General features: G+C 73.2%; 14 protein-coding genes and 1 pseudogene. 8 read left to right on the top strand and 7 right to left on the bottom strand.

Annotated features, from left to right (window positions below; genetic code table 11):
• Positions 1-115: 115 nt before the first annotated feature.
• Entirely contained in the window at positions 116-1,078 is a 963-nt protein-coding gene (locus tag ABT085_RS34110) for an NADP-dependent oxidoreductase (protein WP_351616896.1), read from the bottom strand.
• Between the two features lie 70 nt (positions 1,079-1,148).
• Between ABT085_RS34110 and ABT085_RS34115 the strand changes: the two genes are divergently transcribed.
• Positions 1,149-2,099: a GlxA family transcriptional regulator gene (locus ABT085_RS34115; protein WP_351616899.1), complete on the top strand. Its 951-nt coding sequence runs from the start codon at positions 1,149-1,151 to the stop codon at positions 2,097-2,099.
• 270 nt (positions 2,100-2,369) lie between these two features.
• On the opposite strand, the gene ABT085_RS34120 is transcribed toward ABT085_RS34115, so the two are convergent.
• From ABT085_RS34120 to ABT085_RS34135, 4 genes are all read right to left on the bottom strand, one after another.
• Positions 2,370-2,933, bottom strand: coding sequence for a TetR/AcrR family transcriptional regulator (locus tag ABT085_RS34120; RefSeq protein WP_351616902.1), 564 nt, complete (start codon positions 2,931-2,933; stop codon positions 2,370-2,372).
• Entirely contained in the window at positions 2,930-3,292 is a 363-nt protein-coding gene (locus tag ABT085_RS34125; RefSeq protein WP_351616905.1) for a DUF1304 domain-containing protein, read from the bottom strand. Before ABT085_RS34125 ends, ABT085_RS34120 begins: the two co-directional genes overlap by 4 nt.
• A gap of 92 nt (positions 3,293-3,384) precedes the next feature.
• Positions 3,385-5,010: an amidohydrolase gene (locus tag ABT085_RS34130; protein ID WP_351616913.1), complete on the bottom strand. Its 1,626-nt coding sequence runs from the start codon at positions 5,008-5,010 to the stop codon at positions 3,385-3,387.
• A gap of 20 nt (positions 5,011-5,030) precedes the next feature.
• Positions 5,031-6,533 (bottom strand): APC family permease, encoded by a 1,503-nt coding sequence (locus ABT085_RS34135; protein WP_351616916.1) that lies wholly within the window; start codon positions 6,531-6,533, stop codon positions 5,031-5,033.
• 224 nt (positions 6,534-6,757) lie between these two features.
• Between ABT085_RS34135 and ABT085_RS34140 the strand changes: the two genes are divergently transcribed.
• Together ABT085_RS34140 and ABT085_RS34145 are read left to right on the top strand one after the other, a co-directional pair.
• Entirely contained in the window at positions 6,758-7,222 is a 465-nt protein-coding gene (locus ABT085_RS34140; RefSeq protein ID WP_351616918.1) for a pyridoxamine 5'-phosphate oxidase family protein, read from the top strand.
• 143 nt (positions 7,223-7,365) lie between these two features.
• Entirely contained in the window at positions 7,366-8,460 is a 1,095-nt protein-coding gene (locus ABT085_RS34145; protein ID WP_351616921.1) for a cation diffusion facilitator family transporter, read from the top strand.
• Positions 8,461-8,558: 98 nt separating this feature from the next.
• Here ABT085_RS34145 and ABT085_RS34150 read toward each other — a convergent pair whose 3' ends face one another.
• Together ABT085_RS34150 and ABT085_RS34155 are read right to left on the bottom strand one after the other, a co-directional pair.
• Positions 8,559-9,008, bottom strand: a complete 450-nt coding sequence (locus ABT085_RS34150) for a nitroreductase family deazaflavin-dependent oxidoreductase (protein WP_351616924.1) — start codon at positions 9,006-9,008, stop codon at positions 8,559-8,561.
• Positions 9,009-9,112: 104 nt separating this feature from the next.
• Positions 9,113-9,745 carry a LysE family transporter gene (locus tag ABT085_RS34155; protein ID WP_351616927.1) on the bottom strand — a complete coding sequence of 211 codons (633 nt, stop codon included), beginning with the start codon at positions 9,743-9,745 and terminating at the stop codon, positions 9,113-9,115.
• Positions 9,746-10,053: 308 nt separating this feature from the next.
• Here ABT085_RS34155 and ABT085_RS34160 point away from each other — a divergent pair, with 308 nt between their 5' ends.
• The 5 genes and pseudogenes from ABT085_RS34160 (at position 10,054) to ABT085_RS34180 (ending at position 13,366) form a co-directional block, all read left to right on the top strand.
• Entirely contained in the window at positions 10,054-11,253 is a 1,200-nt protein-coding gene (locus tag ABT085_RS34160) for a cytochrome P450 (RefSeq protein ID WP_351616930.1), read from the top strand.
• A gap of 12 nt (positions 11,254-11,265) precedes the next feature.
• Positions 11,266-11,466 carry a ferredoxin gene (locus tag ABT085_RS34165; RefSeq protein WP_351616933.1) on the top strand — a complete coding sequence of 67 codons (201 nt, stop codon included), beginning with the start codon at positions 11,266-11,268 and terminating at the stop codon, positions 11,464-11,466.
• Between the two features lie 147 nt (positions 11,467-11,613).
• A pseudogene (locus ABT085_RS34170) lies at positions 11,614-11,730 on the top strand (DUF1348 domain-containing protein); the annotation flags it as partial.
• Positions 11,731-11,739: 9 nt separating this feature from the next.
• Positions 11,740-12,294 carry a flavoprotein gene (locus ABT085_RS34175; protein WP_351616936.1) on the top strand — a complete coding sequence of 185 codons (555 nt, stop codon included), beginning with the start codon at positions 11,740-11,742 and terminating at the stop codon, positions 12,292-12,294.
• A 103-nt stretch (positions 12,295-12,397) separates the two neighbouring features.
• Complete coding sequence (locus ABT085_RS34180) at positions 12,398-13,366, top strand: aldo/keto reductase (RefSeq protein ID WP_351616938.1); 969 nt, start codon at positions 12,398-12,400, stop codon at positions 13,364-13,366.
• The last annotated feature ends 132 nt before the right edge of the window (positions 13,367-13,498 follow it).

The following is a 13,498-nucleotide window of genomic DNA, read 5'->3' on the forward strand; positions in this document are numbered from 1 at the left end:
AATATTTGCCCCCCGGGGGCGTCGGGGCCCTATGGGGGGCAGGGCCGGTAAACGTCCCGGCGGGCCCGGCCGTCATCGGACGGCCGGGCCCGCGTTCCTGGTCACACGCTCGCGGTCACATGGTCAGCACCAGCTTCCCTGTCGTCCGGCCGGTCTCGCCCAGGGCGTGCGCCTCGGCGGCGTCGGCGAGCGGGAACGTTCCCGCGATGGTCGCCCGCAGCCTGCCCTCCTCGACCAGCTCCGCGATCGCCTCCAGCCCGGTGTGGTCCGCGTCCACCAGCATCCGCACCGCCCGCACGCCGAGCCGCTCGGCCTCCTCGGGGAACTCGGACGAGCCCACCGGCAGGATCGAGACCACGATCCCGCCGGGGCGCAGCACGCGCAGCGAACGCACCGAATGGTCGCCGCCGATCGTGTCCAGGACGACGTCGACGTCCTTCACCGTCTCGGCGAAGTCGGTCTCCCGGTAGTCGATCACCTCGTCCGCGCCGAGCCCGCGCAGGAAGTCGTGCTTGCCGGCGCTCGCCGTGCCGATCACGTAGGCACCCCGCGCCTTGGCGATCTGCACGGCCACATGCCCGACGCCGCCCGCTGCCGCGTGGATCAGCACCCGCTGCCCGGGCTGCACGTGCGCGGTCTCCACCAGGGCCTGCCACGCCGTCAGCGAGACCAGCGGCAGCGCGCCGGACTGGACGTGGTCGACCCCGGCGGGCTTGCGGGCGAAGACGCGGGCGGGGGCGGCGACGTACTCGGCGTGCGAGCCGTGGCCGAACGGGTACGGCAGCATGCCGAAGACCTCGTCCCCGGGCGCGAACCGGGCGACTCCGATCCCCACCGCCTCGACCACGCCGGAGACGTCCCAGCCGAGGACGAACGGGGGCGCGCCGAGGAAGGCGGGGTGGGCGCGGTGCTTCCAGTCGGTCGGGTTCAGTCCGGCGGCCCGCACCCGCACCAGGATCTCGTTGGGCCGGGGCTGCGGCCGTGGGACCTCCATCACCTTCAGGACCTCGGGGCCGCCGAGGACGTCCTGGCTGAGCGCGCGCATCGTGGTGTTCGTCGTGCTGTGCATCGTGTTCATGGATTCCAGCGTGCCGGGCGCGGGCCGACCGGGCCATGGCACGATTGCCAACATTCGATACGATCGTGCCATGGCAGAGGTGCAGCAGGTCGTGGTCCTGGCGCTCGACGGCGTCTATCCCTTCGAGCTGGGCATCCCCAGCCGGATCCTCGGCGCGGCCGACGGCCGGTACGAGGTGCTGACCTGCACGGTCGACGGACGTCCGGTGCGCACGAACGCGGACTTCACGGTCACGGCGGAGCACGGGCCCGAGGCGCTGGCCACGGCCGACACGGTGGTGATCCCCCCGGTCACCCCGTCCGCGGGGGCCCTCGCCCTCACCGACGAGGTCCGCGCCGCCCTGGCCCGCATCCGTCCCGACACCCGGATCGTGTCCATCTGCACGGGTGCCTTCGTGCTGGCCGCGGCCGGGCTGCTGGACGGGCGCAGGGCGACCACGCACTGGCAGCTCGCCGATGTCTTCCGCCGCCGGTACCCGCGGGTCGAGCTGGACGCCGATGTGCTCTTCGTCGAGGACGGCCGCATCCTGACCTCGGCCGGAGCGGCCTCCGGCGTCGACGTCTGCCTGCACCTCGTGCGCAGCGACCACGGCAGCGAACTGGCCAACACCGTCGCCCGGCGCTGTGTGGTCCCGCCGTTCCGGGACGGCGGCCAGGCCCAGTACATCGAGCAGCCCGTGCCGGTGGCCGGTTCCACCGGTACGGCCGCCACCCGTGCCTGGGCCCTCGAACGTCTCGACGACCCCCTCGCCCTCGCCGACCTCGCCGCGCACGCCCGGATGAGCCTGCGCACCTTCGCCCGCCGCTTCCACGACGAGGTGGGCCTCAGCCCGGGCCGCTGGCTGATCCAGCAGCGCGTCGCCAGGGCCCGGCACCTGCTGGAGTCCAGCGACCTGTCCGTGGATCAGATCGCGGGCCGGGTCGGCTTCGCCACCGGCGCGTCCCTACGTCAGCACCTGCACGCGGCCATCGGGGTCTCTCCGCAGGCCTACCGGCGGACGTTCCAGACGGCGGCCCGCTGACGGCCTCCGACCGTCCCCGACGGCGCCGGCGTCCGGATTCCGCCCGAAGGACCGGCGCTCGGGCCCGGCCGGCGATCCGTCCGCGGTGTACGTCCGTGCGGCTGTACACCCGACGGCTCGGCGGCCCGGATCCGGTGGGCGGCTGTGTGCCCGTACGGCGGTACGCCCGGCGGGGTGGCGGCCCGGCACCGGTGGGCGCTCGTACGCCCGAAAGTGTGCCGGCGCCCGCCCCGGGGCGGGTGCGTGTGGGGCCGGGCCGCACGGGCGTGGTCAGCGGCTCGTGTGCAGCGCCACCAGCAACTGCCAGACCTGGTCGGAGATCTCGGCGGCGGACGCCTCCAGCAGCCCGTGCAGCCAGTCGCCCAGCACCCCGGTGAACGTGGCGGCGACGGCCGAGGCGACCAGCGGCGCGTCGGCCGCCCCCGCGAGGGCGCGCTCGCGCAGGCTGTAGGCCCGCAGGTCGCGGTGGAGCACCCCGCCGAGCGGACCCGTGCCGCCGGGGCCCAGCAGGGCGCGGTAGAGGGCGGCATGCGGGGTGAGCGAGTCGAAGAACGCGGCGAGCGCGGGCGGTGCGTGCACCGGGTCGGGCTTGCCGCGCCAGGCGTGCAGCGCCTCCACGGCCTCGCGTACGACGTCCGCGCAGGCGTCGACCGCGAGCGCCTCCAGGTCGGCGTAGTGCACGTAGAAGGTGGCCCGGCCGACCCCGGCCCGGCGGACCAGCGCGGCCACCCCGACCTCCGCGAGCGGCCGTTCGGCGCACTCGGCGAGCAGGGCCGCCCGCAGCCGGGCCCGGGTGCGCGCGGCCCGTGGGTCCTCGGGGGCGGTGCGGTTCACCGGGCGGCCAGTACGGCGGCCAGGGCGAGCGCGCCGGGCAGCGCCTGTGCGAACAGGATGCGGCGGTTCGCCGTCGCGGCGCCGTACCCGCCCGCGACCACCACACAGCACAGGAAGAAGATCTGGGCCTGCCGGCCGGCCGGGTCGTCGGCGAGCAGGCCCCACACCAGGCCGGCGGCGAGGAAGCCGTTGTAGAGCCCCTGGTTGGCGGCGAGCGGGGCGGTGGCCCGCGCCAGCTCCGGCGCGAAGCCGTGCAGTGCCCGGCCGGGCTTCTTCTGCCACAGGAACATCTCCAGCACCAGGATGTACCCGTGCAGAACGGCCACCAGGCCGACCAGTACCTTCGCGACGGCTTCCATGTCTACCCCCTCTTGCCCTCTCTTGGACAGGTGTCCACTTTACCTGGACATCTGTCCAAGAAGTCAATTCCGGGGTTCCCGCCGTGACCGTCCTAGTCGGCCGTGTGCACCAGTTCGCCTCCCACGTACGTCCGCCGTACGCGCGCCTCGGCGATCGCCTCCGGCGGTCCCGCGAACGGGTCGCGGTCCAGCACCACCAGGTCCGCGAGCGCGCCCGGGGACACCCGTCCGGTGTCGTCGAGGTGGTTCACGTACGCCGATCCGGCGGTGTACGCCGTCAGCGCCCGGTCCAGACCGATGCGCTCGCCCGGAAGGAAGACCGGGCCGGTGCCGCCGGGCTGGACCCGGTTGACCGCCACATGGATGCCCTGGAGCGGGTCCGGGCTGCTGACCGGCCAGTCGCTGCCCGCCGCGAGCGTGGCGCCGGAGCGCAGCAGCGAGCCGAACGGGTACTGCCACGCGGCCCGTTCGGGCCCGAGGAAGGGGATCGTCAGCTCGTCCATCTGCGGCTCGTGCGCCGCCCACAGCGGCTGGATGTTGGCGCTCGCGCCCAGCCGGGCGAAGCGCGGCACGTCGTCGGGGTGCACGACCTGCAGGTGCGCCAGATGCGGCCGGGTGTCGCTCGGCCCGTTCGCCGCGCGGGCCGCCTCGACCGCGTCCAGGGCGTCGCGCACGGCCCGGTCGCCGAGCGCGTGGAAGTGGCACTGGAAGCCCAGCGCGTCCAGTTCCGTCACGTACGCGGGCAGACGGGCGGCGTCGACGAAGCTGGTGCCCCGGTTGGCCGTGGCGCAGCCGCACCGGTCCAGATACGGGTCCAGCAGCGCGGCGGTGCCGCTCTCGGCGACCCCGTCCAGCATCAGCTTCACACTGCCCGCCCGGAACCGGCCGTGACTCAACTCGGCCCGCCGCTCGACGAGTTCGGGAATCTGCTCGGCGCCGCGCTCGCGGTCCCACCACAGTGCGCCGACCACCCGCGCGGTCAGCGAGCCGTCCCGGGCCGCCGTCCGGTACGCCTCGGACGGGTCGTCCAGACCGAGATACCCCCCGACGAGCGCGTCCTGCCAGGCGGTGATGCCCAGGGCGTGCAGCGCGCGCTGGGCGTGCAGCAGCGCGGCCAGCCGGTCGGCCTGCGTGGACGCCGGCGCGAGCCGCCCGACCAGCTCCATCGCGCCTTCCTGGAGCGTGCCGCTCGGCTCGCCCGAGGCGTCGCGCTCGATCCGCCCGTCGGCCGGGTCGGGGGTGTCCCGGGTGATGCCGGCCAGTGCGAGGGCGCGGCTGTTGACCCAGGCGCCGTGGTGGTCGCGGTTGGGCAGGTACACCGGCCGGTCCGGGACGACCGCGTCGAGGAGCTCCTTCGTGGGCGTACCGCCCTCGAACGCCTCCATCGACCAGCCGCCGCCGAGGATCCACTCCCGCTCCGGATGCGCCAGCGCGTACGCGCGTACGGCGGCCAGGGTGTCGTCGGCGGTCCGCGTCCCGGTGAGGTCGCACTGGGTGAGTTCGAGTCCGGCCGGCACCGGGTGGACGTGCGCGTCCTGGAAGCCGGGCAGCAGCAGCCCGCCGGCCAGGTCGACCACCTCCGTACGGGGCCCGGCGAGTTCGCGCACCCCGGCGTCGCCGACGGCGGTGACGCGGTCGCCGGTCACGGCGACGGTGGTGGCGGTGCGGCCCTCGGGAGTGAGGACGGCGCCACCGGTGAAGAGCAGGTCAGCGTGCATGTTCTCGGTTTCCTCGTACGTCAGGAGGTGGTGGTGAGCAGTCGCGGCGCGTCGGCGTCCGTGCCGTCACCGGTGCGGAAGTAGGGCGAGCGGCGCACCCACTTGGCCCAGACGGCGGCCACCAGGCCGGAGGCCACCATCACCGCGGGCACGAGCAGCAGGAACCACCCGTTGTCCGGGCTGAGTTCGAGATGGTCGGCGGAGGTGTAGAAGGACCAGCACAGGTAGCCGCCCAGACCCAGCAGCGCCGCCGCGCTCAGGCCCGGCAGGACCACCGCGCGCACGCCCTGCCGCCAGTCCTGCCGCAGCAGCCCGCGGAAGCGAACGGCCGCGGCGAGCGCGGTGAGCGCGTACGACAGCGCGACGACGATGCCCACCGCGTTCACCGTCGCCAGGATCATGTCGGCCAGCCGCGGGATGACCAGGGCGAGCCCCGCCACCGCCGTGGCCAGCGCGCCGATCAGCAGGGTGCCGGCCGCCGGGGTCCCGTACCGGGAGCTGACCCTGCCCCACACCGGGCCGAGCGTGCGGTCCCGGCTCATCGCGAACATCCCCCGCGCCGTGGGGATCACCCCGGCCTGGAGCGAGGCGACCGCCGAGAACATCAGGGCCACCAGCGGCAGAGTGGCCAGTGGCTGCGCCGCCAGCCGCTCGCCGAAGTAGGCCAGCCCCTCGGCGCCGTGACCGGCCAGCTCGTCCTGCGACAGCACCCGCTGGAAGGCGACCGAGCCGAGCAGGAACAGCGCCAGCATCGTCCCCAGGGTGATGAACCCGGCGCGCGAGGCGTCCCGCGGTTCGCGCACCTCCTCGTTGACGCTGAAGGCGGCGTCGAAACCCCAGTAGCAGAACACCGACAGGAGCAGCCCCTGGGCCAGCGCCGACGTCGACGGGATCGCGAAGGGATCGAACCAGCTCAGGCTGAAGGGGTGCGGGCCGGTGACGATGCCGTAGCCGCAGAAACCGATCAGCACCACGTACTCGAAGACGAGCAGTCCGCTCTGGAGCCGGGCCGCCGTACGGATGCCGGTGACGGCGGTCAGGGTCACCGCGGCCAGCGCCACGATCCCGACCGCGGTGGTCTGCGCCGTGGAGCCCGGGTCCAGCGTCAGCCCGCCCACCCGGTGCAGTCCGGCCTGCCCGGCCAGCTGGAGCATCGCCGACCCGGTGACCGCGGTCGTGTACGCGAGGAACGCCACCGTGGCCACGATGTTCACCCAGCCGACCATGAAGCCGAGCCACGGCGTCAGCGAACGCCCCACCCACACATAGCCGTTGCCCGCGTTCGGCTCGACGCGGTTCAGCCGGGCGTACGCTCCCGCGATCCCCAGGATCGGCACGAACGCCAGCAGCATGATGGCCGGCAGATGCAGGCCCACCACCCCGGCCGTGACCCCGAGGCCGATGCCGATGGTGGTGGTCGCCGCCGTGCTGGACGCGGCGATCGCGACGCCGTCGAGGACGCCGAGGGACTTGCGCAGCGCGGGCCGCGCGGGAGGGTCGGCGCCGTAGGGCTTGTCGGTCATGGCCAGTACTCCGCTCGCACCGGGGGGCCTGGTCGGCCCCGGTGAACGCACATGAAACTGGCCGGGAACACACCTGGTCAACGGTGTTGTCATAAGAACTCGCCGCCTTGGCCCGGCGGCGGCTCGCCCGGCGGAGATCCGGGTGCGGGAGGGGACTCGGCGGTCACACTTGGAGACGTGTACCCGTCAGTGAGGTACGACGTCCCGCCCGGAGGCCTTCGACGATGACCCCGCCACCCGCACGCCCCGCCAAGCAGCGCAAACAGGACACCCTGCACCGCCTCGAACACGACGTGGACGCCTGGGTCGCCACGGCCGACGAGGCGGGAGGCGCCCCCTACCTGGTCCCCCTCTCCTTCTTCTGGGACGGCGCGACCCTGCTGTTCGCCACCCCGGAAGCCAGCCCCACCGGCCGTAATCTGAGTGCCACGGGCCGGGCGCGGCTCGGTATCGGCCTCACCCGCGACGTGGTGATGGTCGAGGGCCCCGTCCTCACCGTGCCGCCCGCGGAGCTGCCCGAGGAGGACGCCGAGATCTTCGCGGGCAAGACCGGCTTCGACCCCCGGCTGCTCGCCACGCCCTACCTGTACTTCCGGGTGCGCCCCGACCGGGTGCAGGCCTGGCGCGAGGTGAACGAGCTCGACGGACGGGACCTGATGCGCGACGGGGAGTGGCTGATCGCCGACTGAACCGGCCCGGCCGGGACATCCGCCCCGCGCCCGGAAACCCTGCGGCGGCGGCAGGCCACTGCACCTGCTGCCGCCCACGGGGCCGAAGGCGTCTTTTCCGCCGGAACCGGTATGAGCCGTGCCCAGCGGGGCAGTCGGCGAGGATGAGCGGGACCACACCTCGGAACGGACCGAAGCCCCGGAACGGACCCACACCCCGGAGTGCTCCGGACCCGAATGCTCCGGACCCGAGTGCTCCGGACCCGAGTGCTCCGGACCCGAGTGCTCCGGACCGGAGCGCATCGGACCGTGGGGCGCCGGACCGGAAGACGCGGGTCACCGTGCTGGTGGCGCTCGTCGCCAATCTCGTCATCGCGGCCGCCAAGCTCGTCGGCGGCCTCCTCGCGGGCTCGCCCGCGCTGATGTCGGAGGCCGCGCACTCCGTGGCCGACTGCCTGAACGAGGTCTTCCTGCTGGCCGCGCTGCGCCGCAGCCGCCGTCCGGCCGACCGGCGTCACCCCTTCGGCTACGGCAAGGAACGCTACTTCTGGTCGCTTCTCGCGGCCGTCGGGATCTTCGTGATGGGCGGCTGCTTCTCCGTCTTCCAGGGCGTCGAGGCGCTCAGGAACGGTGCCGAGGAGGAGTTCGGCGGCTATGTGGCGGGCCTGGCCGTGCTGGCCGTCGCCTTCCTGGCCGAGGGCGCCTCCCTGCTGCGGGCCCTGCACCAGGTGCGCGCCCAGGGCGGCGCGGCCGGACTGCGCGACCCGGCGCTGCGCACGGTCGTCGCCGAGGACGGCACGGCCGTGCTGGGCGTGACCCTCGCCATGGCCGGCATGGCCCTGCACATGGTCACCGGGCAGGTGGTGTGGGAGGCGGCCGCCTCGATGGCGATCGGTGTGCTGCTGGTCCTCGTCGCCTACGGGCTCGGCCGCGAGGCCCGCGACCAGCTCATCGGGGAGGCGGCCGACCCGGAACTGCTCGGCAGGATCCGGGCCCTGCTGCGGGCGCAGCCCGAGATCGACAGCGTGGAGGCGCTGTTCACGATGAAGACGGGCCTGGACTCGGTCCTGGTGGCCGCCCGGATCGACCTGGTGCCGGGCCTGGACAGCGAGGAGGTCGAGGAGGTCGCGGTGCGCATCAAGGGGTCGGTCGGCCGGGTGTGCCCCGGGGCCGGCGAGATCTTCCTCGACGTGACCGACCGGGGGGCCCGGGAGGCACGGGAAAGCCCCGCCGCGACGGGGGAGCGCGGCGGGGCCTGAGGATCGGGTGCCCGTGGGCCGCCGTCCCATGCCTCCGGGAGCGAAGAAATCCGCTCCGGTTCCGGAAGGCCGTTCAGGGGGCGGTCGGTACCCGCGGGTCAGTACCCGGGGGTCGGTTCCAGGACGAACACCGGGATCTCCCGGGACGTCTTCTCCTGGTACTCGGCGTACGGCGGGTAGGCGGCCACGGCGCGCTGCCACCACGCCGCCTTCTCGTCGCCGGTCACCTCACGGGCGGTCATGTCCTGCTTGGCCGGGCCGTCCTGGAGCTCGACCTGGGGATCGGCCTTCACGTTGTGGTACCAGACCGGGTGCTGCGGCGCCCCGCCCTGAGAGGCGACCACCGCGTAGTGCCCGTCATGCTCGACGCGCATGAGCGGCGTCTTGCGGATCTTGCCGCTCTTCGCGCCCCGCGTGGTCAGCAGGATGACGGGCAGCCCCGTGTCCAGCAGGGTCGTTCCCTTGGTGCCTCCGGAGCTCTCGTACAGCTCCACCTGGTCGCGCACCCACTGCTGCGGGCTGGGTTCGTACTCGCCCTCAAGCGGCATGACATTCGTCCCATCGTCGCGTTGCACGGTCTGCTCGCACCGTCCTTCAACAGAGCAACGCCCGTAAAGCTTCCGGGGTCACACCGGACGGCACCAGATCACCCCTACCCCGGTGACACCAGCATCCGTACCGCCAGCGCCACCATCACCCCGCTGGACGCCAGCGCCGTGGTCAGCCGGCCGCGGTGGCCCGTCAGCGCCCGGCCGAGCAGCGCGCCGCCCCCGGCGAGCAGCAGCTGCCAGCTCGCGGACGCGGCGAAGGCCGCCATGACGAAGACGCCCTGCTCCAGCGGCCGCGCGGTGGCCGCGGCGCCGGCGCCGAGCACGAGCGCGGCGAAGTAGATCACGGTGGTGGGGTTGAGCAGGGTGATGCCGAGCAGCCCCAGATAGGCCCGGGAGGGGCTGGGGGGAGGCGGGTCGGGGCGGGTGGCGAGCCGGTGGCCGCGGTAGCGGCGCAGCGCCGCGACCGTGCCCAGGACCGCCAGTGCGATCAGCACCAGCGCGGAGGCCCAGCGCAACGGCACCAGTACCGGCCGCAGCGCGGCGGCGAGGGCGGAGCCGCCGACCATGGCCAGCAGGGCGTAGAGCCCGTCGGCGCTGGCGACGCCGAGGGCGGCGCAGGCGCCGGTGCGCAGCGAGGTGCGGGCGGTGAGGGAGACGAGGTAGGTGCCGACCGCGCCGACGGGCACGGCGATGCCGTATCCCGCGACCAGGCCGGCCACGAGCGAGGCCGTCACGACAGGACCGGGCCGGGCCTTCCGGAGCGGCCGGGCTGCTGCTGGACGCGCACCGGAGCAGCGGTGGCGGGCGTCGGCGGCAGGGAGGAGATCGTAGGCATGGCGGGATAATGGGGGTGATGAGTCCCCTGTGACAACCGAATTACCAGGTGACCGTGGGCACAGAGCCCCGAGCCTGCCCAGCGGAGCGGTAGGTTCCGGCCAGATTGCCCGATTAGTCGATCTGGCCGAACATCGCGTCGCTCCATAGGTGCCTGGGGCATCTAATGAAGATCGGCACGACGCACCCTTCGTCTGTGAGGTCTCCCATGACGGAACTCTCGGAACCCGTCGCCTTCCCCCAGGACCGGAGCTGTCCCTACCACCCGCCGACGGCCTACGACCCCCTGCGCACCGACCGGCCACTGTCCCGTGTCACCCTCTACGACGGCCGTCAGGCCTGGATCGTCACCGGTCACGGCCTCGCTCGCACCCTGCTCGCCGACCCGCGGCTGTCGACCGACCGCACCCGGCCGGGCTTCCCCATCACCAATGCGCGCTTCGCCGCCATCCGTGAACGCCGTACGGCCCTGCTGGGTGTCGACGACCCCGAGCACCGCACCCAGCGGCGGATGCTGGTGCCCAGCTTCACGGTCAGGCGCGCCGCCGCGCTGCGGCCCGACATCCAGCGGATCGTCGACGAACGGCTCGACGCGATGATCGCGCAGGGACCGCCCGCCGACCTGGTGAGCGCCTTCGCGCTGCCGGTGCCGTCGATGGTGATCTGCGCCCTGCTCGGTGTCCCGTACGCCGACCACGACTTCTTCGAGGAGCAGTCGCGCCGGCTGCTGCGCGGCCCCGACGTCGCCGACGTGCTGGACGCCCGCGCCCGGATGGAGGGCTATCTCGGCGACCTGATCGACCGCAAACGCAAGGAGCCGCCCGGCTCCGGCGTGCTCGACGACCTGATCCACCAGCGGACGGACGAGGGCGAGATCGAGCGCGACGAACTCATCGCGCTCGGCGTCATCCTGCTCGTCGCCGGTCACGAGACCACCGCCAACATGATCTCGCTCGGCACCTTCACCCTGCTCCGGCACCCCGAACGGCTGGCCGAGCTGCGGGCCGACCCCGCGCTGCTGCCCGACGCCGTCGAGGAGCTGATGCGGATGCTGTCGATCGCCGACGGGCTGCTGCGGCAGGCCGTCGAGGACATCGAGGTGGACGGCGTGACGATCCGGGCCGGCGAGGGGGTGCTCTTCTCGACCTCGGTCATCAACCGCGACGAGAGCGCCTACCCCGAACCGGACACCCTGGACTTCGCCCGCTCCGCACGCCATCACATCGCCTTCGGCTTCGGCATCCACCAGTGCCTCGGCCAGAACCTGGCCCGCGCCGAGATGGAGATCGCCCTGCACACCCTCTTCGAGCGGCTGCCCGCACTGCGTCTGGCCGCCCCGGCCGAGGACATCCCCTTCAAACCCGGCGACACGATCCAGGGGATGCTGGAACTCCCCGTGACCTGGTAAGAGGCTCCGGTCATGCGTATCGACATCGACAAGGACGTCTGCATCGGGGCGGGCCAGTGCGCGCTGGCCGCCCCCGGCGTCTTCACCCAGGACGACGACGGCTTCAGCATGCTCCTCCCCGGCCGGGAGGACGGCGCGGGAGACCCGATGGTCAAGGTGGCGGTCAAGGCCTGCCCGGTCGGCGCCATCACCCTGTCGGAACCGTCCGACTGACAGCCCCGCCGCCGGGCCGCTGCGGACCGCGGGTCACGGGACGGTCCGGACGGCAGGTCCCGGCCGGGTCCGACGGGAGAGCGCACGTTCTCCGGCCGTTTCGGTCACTGTGGGAACGTGCGTTCTCGATCTGCCCGCCGACCAGGAGGACTCACGACCCGGCGCGAGGCGTGCACCGGCGACGTGCCCATCGAGGAGCGGGAGCGCCGCATCCCCGGACCGCGCCCCGAGGCCGAACGCGGGCGCACCTTCCCGCTTCAGTAGCCTGCGCGGATGACCGAACAGGACGGGAAGCCCTTCCTCTACGTCGTCGTCTGCGCGGCCGGCATCGCCGTGGACGTCGGCACACTCGTCGTCGCCGCGCAGCAGCGCGGCTGGGAGGTCGGCGTCTTCGCCACGCCCACGGCGGCCGGCAACGGCTTCTTCGACACGGCGGCCGTCGAGGCCGGGACCGGGCGCCCCATACGCTCCGCCTGGCGCAGGCCGGGCGAGGCGCGCCCCTTCCCGCCCCCGGACGCCGTGGCCGTCGCGCCCGCCACCTTCAACACCGTCAACAAGTGGGCGGCCGGGATCGCCGACACCCTCGCCCTGGCCACCCTGAACGAGGTCTGCGGCATGGGCGTCCCGATCGCCGTGCTGCCCTGCGTGGCCGGCACCCTCGCCGGTCACCCGGCCTACCGGAGCAGCCTCGTACGCCTGCGCGAGATGGGTGTGCGCTTCGGGGACCCGTACTCCGGCGAGCCGGGGGCGGACGGCGGACGGCCCGACTTCGGATGGACGCGGGCACTGGACCTGCTGGGGCCCGCCAGACGCTGCCCGGCGGGCTGACCGGCCCTGCCACGCCACCGGCCGCCGCTGGTTCACCGCCGCGGCGGCCGGGCGGCGACGTACGCTCCGTCAGGTACCCCATCCGAAGGCAGGAGCAGCAACCATGCAGTACGTGAAGCTCGGTTCGACGGGTCTGGACGTGTCGCGGATCTGTCTGGGCTGTATGACCTACGGGCTGCCCGACCGTGGTGCGCACGAGTGGACGCTCGACGCGGAGGCCTCACGTCCGCTGATCCGGCAGGCGCTGGACGCCGGGATCAACTTCTTCGACACCGCCAACGTCTACTCCGACGGCACCAGCGAGGAGATCGTCGGCCAGGCGCTGCGCGACTTCGCCCGCCGCGACGAGATCGTGCTCGCCACCAAGGTGCACGGCCGGATGCACACCGGCCCCAACGGCGGCGGCCTGTCCCGCAAGGCGATCATGACCGAGATCGACCACAGCCTCACCCGGCTGGGCACCGACTACGTCGACCTCTACCAGATCCACCGCTGGGACCCGCACACTCCCGTCGAGGAGACGATGGAGGCCCTGCACGATCTGGTGAAGGCGGGCAAGGTCCGCTACATCGGGGCGAGTTCGATGTACGCCTGGCAGTTCTCCAAGGCCCAGTACACGGCCGAGCGGCACGGCTGGACCAAGTTCGTCTCCATGCAGAACCACTACAACCTGCTCTACCGCGAGGAGGAGCGGGAGATGCTGCCGCTCTGCGCGGACCAGGGTGTCGGTGTGCTGCCCTGGAGCCCGCTCGCCCGGGGCCGCCTCACCCGCGACTGGGGCACCGTCACCGGGCGCACCACGAGCGACGCCTTCGGCAGCACCCTCTACCTGGAGAGTGACCGGAGCATCGTCGAGACCGTCACCCGTATCGCCGCGGAGCGCGGGGTGCCGCGCGCCCAGGTCGCCCTCGCCTGGCTGCTGCACCAGGACGCGGTGACCGCGCCCATCGTCGGCGCCGCCAGGCCGCAGCACCTCGACGACGCCGTGGCCGCCGTCGAACTGGAGCTGAGCGACAAGGAGATCGAGCAGCTCCAGGAGCCCTACACCCCGCACCCCGTCGCCGGCCACTGACGGCCGCGCCCGGCCGCCCCGGCCCGGCCGGGGGGGGGGTGGGGGGGGGGCCCGTACAGCACGGGGGGCACGGGGGGGTGGGGGGCGTGAACGACCACACCCAACAACCGCAAATATTATTGTTGATGGGGT

The sequence above is a fragment of the Streptomyces sp. NPDC002265 genome, from assembly GCF_040296125.1.
Classification (GTDB): domain Bacteria; phylum Actinomycetota; class Actinomycetes; order Streptomycetales; family Streptomycetaceae; genus Streptomyces.